Source organism: Amycolatopsis sp. NPDC104819, from assembly GCF_055583145.1.
Window position 1 is genome coordinate 122,635 of sequence record NZ_JBVJON010000009.1, and the last position, 15,046, is coordinate 137,680.

At 72.3% G+C, this 15,046-nt stretch carries 18 protein-coding genes; 7 read left to right on the forward strand and 11 right to left on the reverse strand.

Annotation, left to right across the window (positions count from 1 at the left end; genetic code table 11):
- Positions 1-28 precede the first annotated feature (28 nt).
- The 6 genes from ACZ63E_RS28695 to ACZ63E_RS28720 all read right to left on the reverse strand — a co-directional run bounded on the left by ACZ63E_RS28695 (position 29) and on the right by ACZ63E_RS28720 (position 6,876).
- Entirely contained in the window at positions 29-1,144 is a 1,116-nt protein-coding gene (locus ACZ63E_RS28695; protein ID WP_465339218.1) for a family 2 encapsulin nanocompartment cargo protein terpene cyclase, read from the reverse strand.
- Between the two features lie 29 nt (positions 1,145-1,173).
- Complete coding sequence (locus tag ACZ63E_RS28700) at positions 1,174-2,025, reverse strand: geranyl diphosphate 2-C-methyltransferase (protein WP_465314551.1); 852 nt, start codon at positions 2,023-2,025, stop codon at positions 1,174-1,176.
- 241 nt (positions 2,026-2,266) lie between these two features.
- Positions 2,267-3,814 carry a multicopper oxidase family protein gene (locus tag ACZ63E_RS28705; RefSeq protein WP_465339219.1) on the reverse strand — a complete coding sequence of 516 codons (1,548 nt, stop codon included), beginning with the start codon at positions 3,812-3,814 and terminating at the stop codon, positions 2,267-2,269.
- Positions 3,807-4,199: a hypothetical protein gene (locus ACZ63E_RS28710; RefSeq protein WP_465339220.1), complete on the reverse strand. Its 393-nt coding sequence runs from the start codon at positions 4,197-4,199 to the stop codon at positions 3,807-3,809. Before ACZ63E_RS28710 ends, ACZ63E_RS28705 begins: the two co-directional genes overlap by 8 nt.
- 75 nt (positions 4,200-4,274) lie before the next feature.
- The gene (gene ligD / locus ACZ63E_RS28715) at positions 4,275-6,254 is read right to left on the reverse strand and encodes a DNA ligase D (RefSeq protein WP_465339221.1); all 1,980 of its coding nucleotides are present in this window, start codon (positions 6,252-6,254) and stop codon (positions 4,275-4,277) included.
- A 52-nt stretch (positions 6,255-6,306) separates the two neighbouring features.
- Positions 6,307-6,876 (reverse strand): TetR/AcrR family transcriptional regulator, encoded by a 570-nt coding sequence (locus tag ACZ63E_RS28720; protein ID WP_465339222.1) that lies wholly within the window; start codon positions 6,874-6,876, stop codon positions 6,307-6,309.
- Between the two features lie 121 nt (positions 6,877-6,997).
- Here ACZ63E_RS28720 and ACZ63E_RS28725 point away from each other — a divergent pair, with 121 nt between their 5' ends.
- Complete coding sequence (locus ACZ63E_RS28725; RefSeq protein WP_465339223.1) at positions 6,998-7,702, forward strand: alpha/beta fold hydrolase; 705 nt, start codon at positions 6,998-7,000, stop codon at positions 7,700-7,702.
- 6 nt (positions 7,703-7,708) lie between these two features.
- On the opposite strand, the gene ACZ63E_RS28730 is transcribed toward ACZ63E_RS28725, so the two are convergent.
- Together ACZ63E_RS28730 and ACZ63E_RS28735 are read right to left on the reverse strand one after the other, a co-directional pair.
- Positions 7,709-8,116, reverse strand: coding sequence for a DUF6892 domain-containing protein (locus tag ACZ63E_RS28730; RefSeq protein WP_465339224.1), 408 nt, complete (start codon positions 8,114-8,116; stop codon positions 7,709-7,711).
- Positions 8,117-8,228: 112 nt separating this feature from the next.
- Positions 8,229-9,056 carry an NAD(P)H-dependent flavin oxidoreductase gene (locus ACZ63E_RS28735; RefSeq protein WP_465339225.1) on the reverse strand — a complete coding sequence of 276 codons (828 nt, stop codon included), beginning with the start codon at positions 9,054-9,056 and terminating at the stop codon, positions 8,229-8,231.
- A 38-nt stretch (positions 9,057-9,094) separates the two neighbouring features.
- Here ACZ63E_RS28735 and ACZ63E_RS28740 point away from each other — a divergent pair, with 38 nt between their 5' ends.
- Both ACZ63E_RS28740 and ACZ63E_RS28745 read left to right on the forward strand, forming a co-directional pair.
- Complete coding sequence (locus ACZ63E_RS28740; protein WP_465339226.1) at positions 9,095-9,229, forward strand: hypothetical protein; 135 nt, start codon at positions 9,095-9,097, stop codon at positions 9,227-9,229.
- A 9-nt stretch (positions 9,230-9,238) separates the two neighbouring features.
- A complete protein-coding gene (locus ACZ63E_RS28745) occupies positions 9,239-10,303 on the forward strand; it encodes a WD40 repeat domain-containing protein (RefSeq protein ID WP_465339227.1) in 1,065 nt (354 codons plus the stop codon).
- Here ACZ63E_RS28745 and ACZ63E_RS28750 read toward each other — a convergent pair.
- Entirely contained in the window at positions 10,292-11,170 is an 879-nt protein-coding gene (locus ACZ63E_RS28750) for an RNA polymerase sigma-70 factor (RefSeq protein ID WP_465339228.1), read from the reverse strand. The genes ACZ63E_RS28745 and ACZ63E_RS28750 overlap by 12 nt on opposite strands.
- 140 nt (positions 11,171-11,310) lie before the next feature.
- On the opposite strand from ACZ63E_RS28750, the gene ACZ63E_RS28755 reads away from it, so the two are divergent.
- The 4 genes from ACZ63E_RS28755 to ACZ63E_RS28770 all read left to right on the forward strand — a co-directional run bounded on the left by ACZ63E_RS28755 (position 11,311) and on the right by ACZ63E_RS28770 (position 13,944).
- Positions 11,311-11,784: a carboxymuconolactone decarboxylase family protein gene (locus tag ACZ63E_RS28755; RefSeq protein ID WP_465339229.1), complete on the forward strand. Its 474-nt coding sequence runs from the start codon at positions 11,311-11,313 to the stop codon at positions 11,782-11,784.
- A gap of 29 nt (positions 11,785-11,813) precedes the next feature.
- On the forward strand, positions 11,814-12,431 hold the full coding sequence (locus ACZ63E_RS28760) for a class I SAM-dependent methyltransferase (protein WP_465339230.1): 618 nt from the start codon (positions 11,814-11,816) through the stop codon (positions 12,429-12,431).
- Positions 12,432-12,629: 198 nt separating this feature from the next.
- Positions 12,630-13,352: an ATP-binding protein gene (locus ACZ63E_RS28765; RefSeq protein ID WP_465339231.1), complete on the forward strand. Its 723-nt coding sequence runs from the start codon at positions 12,630-12,632 to the stop codon at positions 13,350-13,352.
- Positions 13,353-13,530: 178 nt separating this feature from the next.
- The gene (locus ACZ63E_RS28770; RefSeq protein WP_465339232.1) at positions 13,531-13,944 is read left to right on the forward strand and encodes a hypothetical protein; all 414 of its coding nucleotides are present in this window, start codon (positions 13,531-13,533) and stop codon (positions 13,942-13,944) included.
- On the opposite strand, the gene ACZ63E_RS28775 is transcribed toward ACZ63E_RS28770, so the two are convergent.
- Together ACZ63E_RS28775 and couO are read right to left on the reverse strand one after the other, a co-directional pair.
- Entirely contained in the window at positions 13,935-14,135 is a 201-nt protein-coding gene (locus ACZ63E_RS28775; protein ID WP_465339233.1) for a DUF2188 domain-containing protein, read from the reverse strand. The genes ACZ63E_RS28770 and ACZ63E_RS28775 overlap by 10 nt on opposite strands.
- A gap of 36 nt (positions 14,136-14,171) precedes the next feature.
- On the reverse strand, positions 14,172-15,038 hold the full coding sequence (gene couO, locus ACZ63E_RS28780) for a 4-hydroxyphenyl-beta-ketoacyl-CoA hydrolase (protein WP_465339234.1): 867 nt from the start codon (positions 15,036-15,038) through the stop codon (positions 14,172-14,174).
- Between the last annotated feature and the right edge of the window lie 8 nt (positions 15,039-15,046).

Below are 15,046 nucleotides of genomic sequence, written 5' to 3' on the forward strand. Positions count from 1 at the left end.
CCCAATCAGTTGCTTCGGTCGGAACGGGTCACTGGTAACGGGGATTGGTGGCGTGCCAGGTGAAGCCGCCGCCCATCCAGGAACGCACACCCACGAGGAACCGCTGCAGCTCCGGCGACGGGACGGCCATCAGCGCCCGGTGGCCGTCCTCGAACTCGTGGACGATCTTGTTGTGCAGCTCGACGGTCGCCTCGACCGCCTCCTCGACCGGGCAGCCCCGGTCCGCGGCGATCTGCAGCACCATGTTGCAGACCGGCTTCTCGTCGGCAGCGTCCTTCGCCACCGAATGCAGGTCGTTGACCAGCACCGACGCCGTCCCGGCCCGCATCATCGCCTCCCGCACCCGCGGGTCGTAGTAGAACGGCGCGGCCAGCTCGTACCCGCCGACGGCGTCGACGAGCGTCATCGAGGTGTAGAAGCTGTCGTGCTGGCGGGCCGCCAGGTACTCCCAAGCGGGCGGGTAACGGCCGGTGTGGCGCCACGCCGCGTAGGCGTCCCAGCTGACGAACATCGAGAACGTCGCGTAGCAGACCCGCTGCACCAGCACAGGGGAGCCGTGCCGGCCCAGGTGCCCGACCGCCGAGTGGAGCCCGACGAGGATCGGGTCCGCCCGCAGGGCTTCGTCGAGGGGCGCCGAGAACTCCCCGGCAGGCGCGACGGGGTCCATGGCCGCCATGACGAGCGCCAGGCGAGGCGGCAGTTCGGTCGGCGCCGCGCCCAGCGTGCTGTCGTCGGCGTAGTAGTCGTCGGCCGCCCACCAGACCGCGTTCAGCTGCGCGGCGACGAGCAGGCGGTCGGGGTCGTCGCAGTCGGGGTGGGCGAGCATCACCAGCCGGCCGAACCCGGCGTCGGCGATCTGGTCCAGGCCCGCCCCCGTGAAGCCGCAGTCCGCGGCCCACGCGACCAGCCGCCGGTCGACCTCGGCGGCGAGCCCGTCGTCGACGCGGCCCACCACCGGGCAGTACAACGGCGACGCGCTGCCGTCACCCCACGGCAGGTACGCGTACGCCGGATCCTGCCCGGGCGCCGGCGCGAACTGCGTCGCGATCCGCGCCGCCGACGTCCCGAGGCCGAACGGTCCCGCCAGCAGCCCCGCGGCCCCGCCGGTGGTCCACTGTGGACACGCGGGTGCGGTTCCGGTCATGGTCGTCTCCCTCGTGACCGCCCCCTGCCTCAGACGCGGTCGGCGGCGATGAGCAGGTAGTGGAAGCTGCCTTCGCGGTAGGCGGTCAGGAACGGCTTCTCGACGCCGGTGGCGACCGAGGATCGCTCCCGCAGCTCCCAGTACGGGATCGTGGCCGCCGTCAGGTCGACGACGTTGATCGGGACGAAACCGTTGTCGGACAACGCCTTGAAGTAGTCGCCGCGGGCGTGGATGTTGCAGATGTAGTGCTGGTCGATCTGGCTCACCGCGCGCGACCGGCCGCCGGTGACGTCGTTGTAGCACCCGGTGATGGTCACGTACCGGCCGCCCGGCTTGAGCTGCCGCGCGTGCTCGGCGAACAGCTCGTGCAGGTCGACGTACATCGTGCTCTCGTTGTTCCAGATGCCCTGGAAGATCCCGGACTCGAAGCCGGTGTCGAGCATGTTCCGCAGGTGGTAGCGGACGGAGCCGTCGATCCCGCGCTGCCGGACGTGCTCGTTCGCGAACCGCACCTGCTGCTCGGAGATGGAGATTCCGTCGACCTGGCAGCCGAAGCGCTGGTGGGCCATCACACTCGAGCCGCCGCGGCCGCAACCGGCGTCGAGCAGCCGGTCCGACGGCGCGACCCGGCCCAGGTGGTCGAGCAGGACGTCGGCCTGCGCCGTTTCGAGCCGGTGCATCTCCGCGATGATCGCCTGGTCGCGCGTGGCCTCCGGCGCTTCGAGCACGGCCGGGTCGTAGTCGCCGAGCCCGTAGTGGTGGTGGTAGAGACCGTCGACGTCGCCCAGCCGGAGGTTCACCGGATCCTTTTCCGCGTTCCAGTAGTCGGCGACCGACTGCTGGTACGCGGTGCGGGTCACGGGCTGGTCGGTAGCGGTCATCAGCGAGCTCCTCGTCCTTTTCCTTGACAGGCAAGGGGATCGCCGGGCACCCCGGTGTCGTCCCCTCGCCGTCGACGCTAGCGAGGAGTGTTTCCGCTGGACAAGGAGCTTCACTCGCGCTCCGCGGGCCTTGCCCGTCTGGCCCAGCGGCGACCGTGCGCGCGGTGGTCCGTCACCCGCACCGGCCCCACGATCGGGATCGTCCGCACCCCGGACAGGGGACGGCCCGCGACAGCCGGTGTCAGGTGACTTCGAGGTTCGCCATCATGCCCATGTCTTCGTGTTCGGCGTTGTGGCAGTGGAAGAGATAACGTCCGCGGTACCCGTCGAACCGCGTGACGATCTCCGCCGCTTCGCCCGGCCGCAGCGAGATCGTGTCCTTGAGCCCCGCGTCGTGCGGCAGCGGCGCCCGCCCGCCGCGGGACCGGATCCGGAACCCGGCTAGGTGCAGGTGGACCGGGTGGTGGACGTCGGCGACCAGCCGCCACACCTCGACGTCGCCGAGCCGGACGGTGACGTCCGTGCGGGCCGGGTCGAACGGGCGCCCGCCGATCAGCCACCCGTGGCTCCCGTCGGCCAGCTGCCCGGCGCGGAAGGAGAACTCCCGCGTGCGCGCCGGCCGGTCCCAGGACGGCAGGTCCGCCGACAGGACCGCCGGGACCCGGCTGTCGTCGCGGGCGGCGCGCGCGACGACGAAGGCCATGACTTCGGCGGTGCGCCCGGACCCGAGCCGGTTGAGGAGCCGGACGCGGCCGCCGGCCGGGATCCCGGCGAAGTCGACGACCAGGTCGTACCGTTCGGCCGGCGCGATCGGCAGCGAGGAGTGGGTGACGGGCGCGGCGAGCAGCCCCTGGTCGGCGCCGACCTGGACGAGCGCGAGCCGGCGGCCGTCGTCGGTGACGGCCTCGAGCTCGTAGTGGCGGGCGTTGGACGCGTTGAGGATCCGCAGCCGGTACCGGGCCGCGTCGACCTCGTGCATCGGCCACGGGGCGCCGTTGACCAGGACGACGTCACCGAGCACGCCGCCCAGGAAGCTTTCCCGCACGCCGGGCCGCTCCCGCAGCGTGGCGTCCACCGAGGGGTAGTCGAGCGTGCCGTCGGCGGCGAAGGCGCGGTCGGCGATCATCAGCGGCAGCTCGCGTGCCCCCGCCGGCAGGCCGAGCGCGTCCTCGGCGTCGTCGTGGACGATGTGCAGCCCGGCGAGGCCGCGCCAGAGCGCGGGAGCGGTGAAGTCCATCCGGTGGTCGTGGTACCAGAGCAGCGCCGGGCGCTGGTCCAGCGGGAAGGTGTAGCCGCGGGTCCGGGTGGTGGTGACCGCCCGCGGATCGGGCATCGTGTGGTGGCTCGTCCAGCCCGCGGGCAGCACGAGGTCGGTCGGGTAACCGTCGGACGCCGCCGGCGTCCGCCCGCCGTGCAGGTGCACCACGGTCGGCACGGGCAGCTCGTTGTGGTGCGTCACGGTGACCGGACGGCCCCGGCGCGACTCGATCGTCGGCCCCGGGAAGGTGCCGTCGTAGGTCCACAGCGGCGTCCGGATCCCGGGCAGGACCTCGGCTTCCGCGACGCGCTGGGTGATCTCGTAACGGCCGGGGCTCGTCGGCTTCAGCACGGCGGGAACCGGCAGCGGCACCTGGAACGCGGGTGGCAGCGGCACGGCGCTGCGCAGCTCGGCGCCGGTGACGGGCGGCCGCCGGGCCAGCGCGGCAGCCGTCGAAAACCCGGTGACCGCCAGCACTCCGAAGGCACCGCCAAGGCCGAGAACCTGGCGGCGGGTGAGTCCGTCACGCATCGGCGGCCTCCCGCGCGAGCGGCCGCCGCCACACGGCGACGGTCAGCACGACGAGGGCCGCGATGGTCGTGACCCCGAGCGGGAGGTGCAGCCACAGCGCGCCGTCCAGCCCGGCGAAGTACTGGACCGTCTCGGCCGCCACGAGCGGCACGGTGGTGAGGAACGGCCAGACGCGCCGAAGCCGGGCCCAGACGACGATCGTGACGACCAGCTGGACGTAGGCGAGCGACGAAACGACGTCCGCGCCGATCGTGTGCAGCCGCAGGCCGTCGTAGTCCCCGCTCAGGTAGACCCCGGCGAACACCGGCTGCCCGGCGATCACCACGACGTGCGCCGCGGCCACCGCCCGCAGCACCCACCCGGCGGGGCTCGTCCTCGCTGTCACGCTTCCTCCTCGGTCGGCCTCTTTCGAAGCTATGACCGGGAAGCAGCGGTGTCGAAGATCAAAAGTGGTATGCCGTCATGCCCCGGAAGGCATGGCGCCGCGGCTCTGGTCGAGCCCGGCCAGCAGGTCACCGAGCTCGCCGACGCGGTCGAGGACCTCGTCCGCGGTGAACGTCAGGTGCAGCACGTGGCGGCAGGCGCGGACCTCGTCCCACGTGATCGGCGTCGACACCGTCGGGTGGTCGCGCCCGCGGAGTGAGTACGGCGCGACGGTCGTCTTGGCTGGGTTGTTCTGGCTCCAGTCGATGAACACCCGGCCACTCCGCTGCGCCTTGGCCATCACCGCGGTGACCGTCTCGGGCGTCTCTCGCGCCAGCCGCTGGGCGAGCTTCTTCGCGTACGCGGACGGCGCCGCGGGGTCGTCGGTGCGGATGCCGCAGTACAGCTGCATTCCCTTGGAGCCGGAGGTTTTCGCGTACGGCGTGAGCCCGTCCGCGACGAGGACGTCGTGCAGCCGTTCGGCGACGCGGGCGCAGTCGACGATCGTCGTGCCCGGGCCGGGGTCGAGGTCGAACACCAGGCGGTCCGGCGGCTGCTTTTCGGCGCCGACGACCGTCCATTGTGGAACGTGGAGTTCGAGTGCGGCCATGTTCGCCGCCCACACCAGCGCCGGCAGCTCCTCCAGCAGCGCGTAGTCGATCGTGCCGCCGCTGCCGCGGGAGCCGGTGCTCGGCAGGCGCACCGTGCGCAGCCACCCGGGCGCGCCGTTCGGGACGTTCTTCTCGAACCACTTCTCGCCGCCGACGCCGTGGGGGTAGCGGATGAACGTCACGGGCCGCCCGGCGAGGTGCGGCAGCAGGACGGGCGCGACGCGGGAGTAGTAGTTGATCACCTCGCCCTTGGTGTACCCGTCGGCGGGGTAGAGCACCTTGTCCAAATTGGACAGCGTCAGCCGCCGGTTGCCTGCCTGCACGGTGATCCGCTGGCCGACCGGCTCGGGCGGTGGGGGCGGCGGGTCGGCGACGGGGACCGCCCGCGGCGCGAGGACGTCGTCGGGCTTCTTGTCGGCCCGCAGGCCGCGCCAGGCGGTGTGGCGCACGCGCCCGGCGCGGGTGAACTGCCGGAAGACGATCTCCCCGACCAGCCGCGGCTCGACCCACCGGGCGCGGACGGTGTCTTCGCGCGGCGGCGTCGTGACGAACGGGTGGGTCCGGCGTTCGAGAGGTGTCAGCCGCTCGACGAGGTCGGCGCGCGCGGCCTGGGAGAAGCCGGTGCCGACGTCGCCGATGTAGACGAGGTCACCGGAGTCCGGGTCGTGCGCGCCGAGCAGCAGGCCGCCGAGCGTGCCGGTGAAGCTGCGCTGGCCGGGGCGCCAGCCGCAGACGATGACCTCCTGCGTCCGGATCAGCGGGTGCTTGAGCCAGGAGTCCGGCCGCTGCCCGGGCACGTAGGCGGAGTTGCGCAGCTTCGCGACGACGCCTTCGTAGCCGGCGGACGCGGCGTGGGCGAGGAAGTCGGCGGGGGTGCGGCGGTCGGCGTCGAGCTCGTCGAAGGTCACCGCGCGGACGACGGACACGCGGTGCGGATCGGGCATCGGCAGGCTTTCCAGCAGCTTGCGGCGCTCGTCGTAGGGCGCCTTCAGCAGGTCGCGGTCGCCGAGCCGGAGCAGGTCGAAGGCGAGGAACCGGACGGGGAGGTCGGCGAACGGCTTGGCCACGGTGGCGCTCTGGTGCCGGACGTACCGGCCACGGCGTTCCTGCATGAGCTCGAAGTCGATCCGGCCGTCTTCGCCGTAGACGACGACTTCGCCGTCGAGGTAGGCGGCCTGGCCGTCGAGCGCGGGGGCGAGGACACCGGCGAGGTCGGCGAACTCGGCGGTGAAGTCGATGTTGTTGCGGCTGGTGAGCACGGTCGTGCCGGCCGGGCCGATCCGCATGGCCGCGCGGTAGCCGTCCAGTTTGTACTCGTAGGCCCACTCCGGGCCGCTGCGCAGCCGGCCGCCGTCGGCCTTGGCCAGCATCGGCTCGACCCAGGCCGGGACCTCGTGCTCAGCCATGCGCGACCTCCTCCGCGCCCAAGGTAACCCGTTCGGCCTAGTTTTGCCGGGTTCACGCAGGTCGGAAGCCGGGGAGCAGGTCCTCCACGGCTCGGCTCAAGGTCGCGCGGACCGTTTCCGCGTCGTCCAGCTCGCCGCCGTGCAAAGCGCCGTCCCGCAACAGGACCAGCACGCGAGCCGCGTGGTCGGGGTCGGGGTGGCCCGCGGCCGCCGCCTGGTCGCGGAGCACGCCGAAGAACCACGTGCGGTGGTCGTCGATCACCTGGCGGACCTGGTGCTCCGGGTCGGGGAACTCCGCCGCCGCGTTGAGGAACTGGCAGCCGCGGAAGTCTTCTCCGCACGTCGCGTCGCCGACGACGCCCAGCGTCGCGGCCAGCGCCTCGCGCGGCGGCTTGCCCGCGCTCACGGCTTCGACAGCCGCGCGGATCTGGCGGCTCGTCGCCGTCAGGTAAGCCGCCACCAGGTCGTCCTTGGTCGGGTAGTGCCGGTAGAACGTCGCCCGCGTGACCGACGCCTCCGAGACCAGGCGCTCGACTCCCACCGCGTGGATGCCTTCGGCGTAGAACAGCCGGGACGCGGTCGCGAGCAGCCGGTCCTTCGGGTGCACCTCGCCGGACTTCATCCCGCGAGCATAGAGAAAGACTGATCGTTCTGCCAGATCGGCTTCGTCACATTGCGCTCAAGGGGTTCGCGCGCCAGAGTAGCTAGCAGAAAGACCGATCATTCTCTCTAAGGAGCCAGCCATGAGCAAGCCCACCGTCGTCCTGGTCCACGGCGCGTTCGCCGACTCCTCCAGCTGGACCGGCGTCGTCTCGAAGCTGCAGGAACAGGGCTATCCCGTGGTCGCGGTGGCCAACCCGCTGCGCGGCGTGGAGTCCGACGCCGCATACGTCGCCGACGTCGTCAAGGGTGTCGAAGGCCCGGTCGTCCTGGCCGGCCACTCCTACGGCGGCGCGCTGATCACGCGGGCGGCGACCGAGACGCCGAACGTCCGGGCGCTGGTCTACATCGCCGCGTTCCAGCCCGACGCGGGCGAGAGCGTCTTCGAGCTGTCCGGCCGCTACCCGGGCGCCAAGCTCGGCCCGGAGACCACGAACGTCCTGGTCCACAACGGCGAGCCGGAGCTGTCCATCAAGCCGGCCGACTTCGCCGAGGTCTTCGCGGCCGACGTCCCGGCGGCCACCGCGGCGGTCCTGGCGGTCACCCAGCGCCCGGTCGCGCAGCAGGCTCTGGCCGCCCCGTTCGAAGGCACCCCGGCGTGGACGAAGCTGCCCTCGTGGACGCTGGTGGCCAACCAGGACAACGCGATCCCGGCCCAGGCCCAGCAGTTCATGGCCGAGCGCGCGTCCTCGACGGTCCGGCACGTCGACGCCTCGCACGCGGTGGCGGTGTCGCAGCCGGCGGTGGTCGCGGAGGTCATCGTGGCAGCGGCGACCGCCACAGAGTGAGCGCTCCTAGGCCGCTTCGACGCCGTGTGAGCCCAGCTCGGCGCGGAGCGGCCCCAGGAACTCCGAGTTGACCACCCGGCGCAGGTGGGGGAGCAGGGCGAGGTCGGCCAGCGACGTGATGTCGAACAGGTCGTCCTCGCCGTCCCAGACCGGGCTGCACTCCTGGTACACCGAGAGGCCGCCGTCGAGGATCAGCTCGTCGACCGTGGCCAGCAGCGCGGGGCTGATCTCGAGGGCCTCGAAGTACTCGCGGGCCTCGGGCTGCACCTGGTAGGCGAGCCCCCGGTGGTAGGCGTGCAGCCAGGGGTCGCCGCCGGGGACCAGGTCGGCGAAGCGGAACGCCGGGGTCAGCGTCTTGTCCTGGTACATCAGCTTGTCGACGACGACCAGCTTGAAGTTGAAGTCCTGGAACACGCCCGCAAGGTAACGCAGTCACCGCACCGCGAGGAACCAGGACGTCACGGCGAATCCGATCCGGTGGGGCGGTTGTTCGAGCACGCCCGACAGTATCGCCGCGGTGTGACGTTCAGGTGATCGGCGGGAGGCCGTCGCGTGCCGCCCGGTACTCCCGGACGATCCGGGCCACGATCTCCGCCGCCGGCAGGACCTCGTCGACGAGCCCGGCGGACTGACCGGCCTCCAGCTTGCCCTCCGCGACGTCGCCGTGCAGGGCGGCGTCGCGCAGGGTCGACGCCTGGAACGTCTTCCGCCGCAACGCTTCCTCGGCGCCGGCAGCCTCGAGCGCGAGCATCCGCGCCGTGAAGTCGTTGTCCAGGGCGCGGATGACCCCGAGGCCGTGGCCCACCGTGCGGGTCGTGTCGATCCCGGCCTCGACCACCGCCTGTTTGTAGGCGTCGTGCACGGAGGACTCCGTGCTGGCCAGGAACCGCGTGCCGAACTGGGCCGCGCCCGCGCCGAGGGCGAGCACCGCCGCCAGGCCCGCGCCGTCCGCGATGCCGCCGGACGCGATCAGGGGCACGTCGACCGCGCGTGCCACCGCTCGCACCAGCACCGACGTCGCGACCATCGCGGGCGGTGGGTGCCCGCCGGCCTCGGCGCCGACGACGACCAGGCCGTCGACGCCGGCCGAGGCGGCTTTGCGGGCGTGGGAAACCCCGGCCACCACGTGCAGGCAGCGCGTCCCGGCGTCGTGGAACCGGCCGAGGTACCGCCGTGGGCCGCCCTGCGACGCGATCAGCACCGGCGGCTCGTGCCGCAGCACCAGGTCGATCACCTCGTCCACCCCGGCGCGGTACAGCGGGAGGTTGACCGCCCACGGCTTGTCGGTGCCCGCGGCCACCTCCGTCAGCACGCGGTCCAGGTCGGGCAGCCGCATCGGGCCCGCCGCCACCACGCCGAGCCCGCTCGTTCGCGGCCGCGGCGTCGCCGTCCTTGCTGGGCTTCATCCAGGCGGCGACCGGCAGCCTTTCGCTCGGCCTGGTGATCAGCTCCGGCATCGTGCTGCTCGCGGTGGCCGTGCTGCTGGTGGGCGTGAAAGCGAAGGACATCAAGGAGAAACACCGCTAAGTTGGCGGGGTGACCCTCGAGACGACGGCCCGCGTTCCGGCCGGGCACCCGGTCGAACGCGTGCTGGCCCACCCGCGGCTGCCCCTGCTCGCCTGCCTCGACGACGACCGCCCCGCGGTGCACGTTCTCGACCACGAGGGCGGTCTGCTCGCCACGATCGGCGCCGGCGCCGCCTACGACGCCGCCAAGCCGTGGGAACGGCACTGGCGGACCCCCGCGGCGGCCTGGCATCCCGGCGAACCGGTGCTGGTGGTGGCGAACGAGGAGGGCACCCGGCGGTGGACCCCGGCCGGGATGTCCACTGTGGACTCTTCGATGTACCACAGCCTGGCGTTCGCGCCGGACGGCCGCGCGCTGTGGGCGTCGCCGTCGTCGAGCGAGGAGCCGACCGCCTGGAACCGGTCCGACGTCCTCGACCTCGGGTCCGGCGCGCTCACCGCCGGGCCGCGGTGGGACACCGGCGTGGCCGCACACCCCGCCGGGGGACTGCTGGCCACGCTGCGCAGTGACCAGGGCGCCACCCTCGTCGTCTTCGCCGAGCCCGGCGCGGGGACCGGGGTCCGCAGCCGGGCGTTGATCCTGGACGTCGACGGTTACGGGCCGCCGATGTTCAGCCCGGACGGGCGGTACCTCGCGATCACCGGCAACGCCTACGAAGACCTGCTCCAGGTGTTCGAGTTCCCGTCGCTGCGCCGGGTCCTGGCGACGGATCCGGGCCCACGACGAGCCGTCGCGTTCGGCGCCGGCGCGCTGTGGATCGGCGCGGCGGACGGGACGCTCCTCGGGATCGACTTCGACGGCGGGACGACCGTCGAGCACACCGTGTCCGGCTCGCCGGTGACCGCTCTGGCCACCACCTGGACGGGCGGGCTGGTCGCCGCCGCGGGGGACGAGCTGGTGGTGCTCGGCAAGGCCGCCGAGCCCGATCCCGGTGCCGCGCAGGTGGCCGAGTTCCTGGCGGCGACCACCGAGGTGTCCGATGAGGACGACCTCGAGCAGGTGCCGGCGTCGCTCGATCCGGAACCGACCTGGCTGCGGCTGCGGGCGGCGCTCGACGCGCGGTCAGCGCCGTAGCGTCGTCTCCGCTTCCAGCCGCGAGAGCTTCTCGGGGTTGCGCACGGCGTACAGCCCGGTGATGAGCCCTTCGTCGAGGCGCACGGCCAGCACGGTGTCGACCGCGCCGTCGATGCGGAGGATCAGCGCCGGGTAACCGTTGACGTCGGCCGCCCGCAGTGAGCCCGCGGCGAAGTTGCGGACGCCCGCGGTCAGCGCACGAGCGACCTCGTCCGCCCCGACGACCGGCTGCAGCACCGCCTGCACGATGCCCCCGCCATCACCGAGGAACACGACGTCCGGCGCGAGGATGTCGAGCAGCTGCCGCAGGTCGCCGGTCTCCACCGCGTGCTGGAACGCCGCGAGCGCGTCCCGGGTCGCGGCCGGGGAGACGGCGCCGCGCGGCCGGCGTGCCGCAACGTGCGAGCGGGCCCGGTGGGCGATCTGGCGGACCGCGGCCGGGCTCTTGCCGACGGTCGCGGCGATTTCCTCGTAGGCCAGGTCGAACACCTCGCGCAGCACAAAAACCGCCCGTTCGGCCGGGGTGAGCGTCTCGAGCACCAGCAGCATCGCCATCGAAACGCTGTCGGCCAGCTCGACGTCCTCGGCGACGTCGGGCGCGGTCAGCAGCGGCTCGGGCAGCCACGGGCCGACGTAGGACTCCTTGCGGCGGCCCAGCGTCCGCAGCCGCATCAGTGCCTGGCGAGTGGTGATTTGGACGAGGTAGGCGCGCTGGTCGCGCACGTCGGCGAGGGTCACGCCCGTCCAGCGCAGCCAGGTCTCCTGCAGGACGTCCTCGGCGTCGGCGGCCGAGCCGAGCAGCTGGTAGGCGACGGTGAAGAGCAGGTTGCGGTGCGCGAGGAACGCGTCGGTGGCGGGGTCGGCCATGGGTGGCTCCTCTTCGTCGCGGAGTTTCCCATCAGATGCCGGCGGCGGGCGCGGTGTGACGGTGACGGTCGTCACTGTCACGGAACCGGGGTGGCCCGGCATCTCGTGGTCGTCAAGTTCCCGACGAATGAGGACGAATCATGGAACCCCGTTTCACCCTGACCGACAACGAGATCGGCCTCAAGTTCGCCAAGCGGTTCGGCACCGCGAGCCAGGCGATCGTCCAGTCGTCGCTGCCGAAGGTCGTCCAGGAGCTGGTGTCGCTGCGCGTCAGCCAGATCAACGGCTGCGGCTGGTGCGTCGACGTCCACACGAAGGAGCTCGCCGGCGCCGGTGAGCCGGCGGTCCGGATCAACCTGGTCGCCGCCTGGCGCGAGGCCACGGTGTTCACCGAGGACGAGCGGGCCGCGCTGGCGCTCGCCGAGGAAGGCACCCGCATCGCCGACGCCGCCCCCGGCGTCTCCGACGACACGTGGGCGCAGGTGCGCAAGCACTTCGACGACGACCGGACCGCGGCGCTGGTCGCGCTGGTCGCCCAGGTGAACGCGGCCAACCGGCTCGGCGTGATCCTGCACCAGCAGGGCGGCTCGTACGAGCTCGGCATGTTCGGCTGACGGCTCCCCGGCGTGGTTGGCTGGGGGGCATGACGAAGGCCGAGCGGTGGCGGCGGTACTGGGACCGCAAGTCCGGCAGTTACGACGCGGAGATGGGCGTCTGGGACCGCCGCCTCTTCGGCGACTCACGGGAATGGGCCTGCGCGCAGGCCTCGGGCGAGGTGCTGGAGGTCGCCGTCGGCACGGGGCTGAACCTGCCGTTCTACCCGGCCGAGGTGAAGCTCACCGGCCTCGACCTCAGCGCGGGAATGCTGGCGCTGGCCCGTTCACGGGCGGCCGAGCTCGATCGCCTGGTGACGCTGCGGGAGGGGAGTGCGCACGAGCTCCCGTTCCCGGACGCGTCGTTCGACACGGTGCTGTGCACGTTCGGCCTGTGCGCGATCCCGGACCCGGCGACGGCGGTGGCGGAGATGACGCGCGTCCTGCGCCCGGACGGGCGGTTGATTTTGGTCGACCACGTGGTGTCGTCGGTGTGGCCGGTCCGGGTGATGCAGTGGCTGGTGGAGCTGGCAAGCGTGCCACTGGCAGGCGAGCACTTCCGCCGTCGGCCGCTGAAGCTGGTCGAGGCGATGGGGCTGCCGGTGGAGCGGCGGGAGCGGTTCAAGGTGGGGCTGGTCGAGCGGCTGGTGGCCCGAAAGGCTGGCTGAACAGCTTCGCCAACGGGCTCTCGTCCAACCCATCGAGCAGCGCCGCAGCGTCGTCATGAGTCGCGATCGCATCCAGATCGGAACAGACCCAGCGGATACCCCACGCCGGCGCCGCCGAAACGACCGTGTTTGAGCGGTTCCGAACCGGATATCCGACCGGGTGGCCGGGTTTTCCGGCCACGAGGAGGTTGGTCACCGATGCTTGCCCGGCGGAATTCGGTGCGGGTCGTTCCCCACCACGGCGTGACGACGACAGCCTCGGTCACGGGGGTGCTCGACCGGACCACCTACCCGCAGGTCCGCGACGGTCTGCTGAAGATCGCGGCCGAGGCGGCCGACGGCCTGCTGATCGACATCCGAGAGCTCGACATCCCCGATCCCGAGCTGGCGGGGGTCTTCCTGCTCGTGGCGCTGCGGGTCGGGGACTGGCCGGCCGTTCCCGTCGCCGTCGTCACCGGACGGCCGGAACACCGCGCGGCGCTGGACCGGCGCCTGCTCGTCCACCCGGACGTCCCGACGGCGGAAGCCGCGCTCGCCCGGCCCGTGCGGCGGCTCGCCGCGCGGCTGCTCGCCCGGTCGCCCTTCGCCTCGGCGCGCGCCCGCCGGTTCGTGCGGGGGACCTGCGCCGAGTGGCGGGTGCCCGAACTGGCCGAAGACGCCGAGCTGGTTGCGACCGAGCTCGTCGAGAACGCCCTGCGGCACACCGATTCGGTGCCGCGGCTGCGGCTCGACCTGCGCTGCGGGCGGCTGAGCGTCGAGGTGGCGGACGAAAGCACGCGCCCGGCCGTGCTGCGCGAAGGTCTCGACATGATCGAGACGGGACTGGGCCTGCGGATGGTCACGAAGGTCTCCCGGATGTGGGGGAGCAGCCGCGCCTGGTCGGGCGGCAAGACCGTCTGGGCCGTGCTGGCCCGCGGGTGAGGGACGTGCGTCACGTCCGGGAACACCACCGCTTTCCGCGCGTTGTAACGGATGTCCGCTTCCGCTCGCAGGTAACCCCCAGCCTTCGCCGAGCGGGAGTGGATTTTTTGTCCACAGTGGAATCCGGTTGTGGGCGCCGACGGCGGGTATCCGGTCCTCTTCGCCGGAGGAGACCGCCATGGCCCACCCGCTGCCGTGCCGAGCGCTGTTCGAACTGCTGACCTATGACGGCCAGGTGACCCATCCAGCGCTCTTCCTGCAGCCGGACGACCCGTTCGACCACCTGAACCTCTTCCGGCTGCTCGTCCCGGCCGGGCTCACGCTGCCCGCGCCGTGGGAGTGGCGCAGCGGGCTCTGGCCGTTCAGCGTCCAGTGCCGCCTCGAGCTCACCGGTGACCCGGAGACGGCGACGGTGCTGGCGCACGACCGGTCCGTGACCGCCGGCCGGCCCCCGGGGGCGTGGACCGAGCTCGCCCGGAGCGCGGGGCGGGTGCTCCTGGTCCTGCTGCCGCCGGACGACGACTTCGAGGAGATCACCGTGCCGGCCCGGCGCGGGGCGTGGCTCGCCGGCAGCGTCGAGGTTCAGCGGTAGTCGCGCTCGGTCTCGACGTCGCCCTCCGGCGTGTGGACCACGTGCCCGACCCGCCGCTTCTTCGCGATCAGCCGGCCCGAGAGCACGGCGTCGGTGCGCCGCGGCGAGGTGTTGGACGCGCGCACGCCACCCTCGACGCGGTTCTTCCAGAGCCCGTCTTCGAAGTAGGTGTGCACGTCACCTTCGGCCATACCGCCCGGATGCCCGCGGACGGACCGGCCAAACGTTCAGGCCAGCCCGAGCACCCGGACGGCGTTGTCCTTGAGGATCAGCGGCCGCACTTCGTCCTTCATCTCGAGCGCGGCGAAGTCGGCGAGCCACCGGTCCGGGGTGATCACCGGGAAGTCCGAGCCGAACAGCACTTTCCGCTTCAGGAGCGTGTTCGCGGCGCGGACCAGCTGCGGCGGGAAGTACTTCGGCGACCAGCCGGACAGGTCGATGTAGACGTTCGCCTTGTGCGTCGCGACCGAGATCGCTTCGTCCTGCCACGGCACCGACGGGTGCGCCAGGATGACCGTCAGCTCCGGGAAGTCGGCGGCGACGTCGTCGAGCAGCATCGGGTTCGAGTACCGCAGCTTGATGCCGTGCCCGCCGGGCAGGCCCGCGCCGATCCCGGTCTGCCCGGTGTGGAACAGCGCCGGCACACCGAGCTCGGCGATCGCTTCGTACAGCGGGTAGTGCCGGACGTCGTTCGGTTCGAACGCCTGCAGGCTCGGGTGGAACTTGAACCCGCGCACGCCGTGCTCGGTGACCAGCCGCCGCGCGCGGTGCACGGCGGCCTTCCCGGCGTGCGGGTCGACCGAGCCGAACGGGATGAGCACGTCCGGGTGCTCGGCGGCCGCGTCGGCGATCTCCTCACTCGACAGCGCGGGGTGCCCGGTCGCGGCCGGCGCTTCCACCGTGAAGACGACCGCGGCCAGCTTCCGGGCCCGGTAGTGCTCGGCGATCGTGGCGACCGTCGGCGTGCGGTCCTGGCCGGCGTGGAAGTACTTCGCGGACGCGTCCAGCAGGTCCTGGTCGAGCGCGAAGCAGCCGTGGCCGTCCTGCTCGACGTGGGTGTGGACGTCGATGGCGGTCAGTGCGGAAAGGTCCATGGGAGCTC

Excerpts from the sequence above, each read along its gene's own strand:
- ACZ63E_RS28695 (WP_465339218.1), bottom strand. The coding sequence starts at position 1,144 with ATGACCGGAACCGCACCCGCGTGTCCACAGTGGACCACCGGCGGGGCC.
- ACZ63E_RS28700 (WP_465314551.1), bottom strand. The coding sequence starts at position 2,025 with ATGACCGCTACCGACCAGCCCGTGACCCGCACCGCGTACCAGCAGTCG.
- ACZ63E_RS28705 (WP_465339219.1), bottom strand. The coding sequence starts at position 3,814 with ATGCGTGACGGACTCACCCGCCGCCAGGTTCTCGGCCTTGGCGGTGCC.
- ligD (WP_465339221.1), bottom strand. The coding sequence starts at position 6,254 with ATGGCTGAGCACGAGGTCCCGGCCTGGGTCGAGCCGATGCTGGCCAAG.
- ACZ63E_RS28720 (WP_465339222.1), bottom strand. The coding sequence starts at position 6,876 with ATGAAGTCCGGCGAGGTGCACCCGAAGGACCGGCTGCTCGCGACCGCG.
- ACZ63E_RS28725 (WP_465339223.1), top strand. The coding sequence starts at position 6,998 with ATGAGCAAGCCCACCGTCGTCCTGGTCCACGGCGCGTTCGCCGACTCC.
- ACZ63E_RS28750 (WP_465339228.1), bottom strand. The coding sequence starts at position 11,170 with ATGGCCGACCCCGCCACCGACGCGTTCCTCGCGCACCGCAACCTGCTC.
- ACZ63E_RS28755 (WP_465339229.1), top strand. The coding sequence starts at position 11,311 with ATGGAACCCCGTTTCACCCTGACCGACAACGAGATCGGCCTCAAGTTC.
- ACZ63E_RS28760 (WP_465339230.1), top strand. The coding sequence starts at position 11,814 with ATGACGAAGGCCGAGCGGTGGCGGCGGTACTGGGACCGCAAGTCCGGC.
- ACZ63E_RS28765 (WP_465339231.1), top strand. The coding sequence starts at position 12,630 with ATGCTTGCCCGGCGGAATTCGGTGCGGGTCGTTCCCCACCACGGCGTG.
- ACZ63E_RS28770 (WP_465339232.1), top strand. The coding sequence starts at position 13,531 with ATGGCCCACCCGCTGCCGTGCCGAGCGCTGTTCGAACTGCTGACCTAT.
- ACZ63E_RS28775 (WP_465339233.1), bottom strand. The coding sequence starts at position 14,135 with ATGGCCGAAGGTGACGTGCACACCTACTTCGAAGACGGGCTCTGGAAG.
- couO (WP_465339234.1), bottom strand. The coding sequence starts at position 15,038 with ATGGACCTTTCCGCACTGACCGCCATCGACGTCCACACCCACGTCGAG.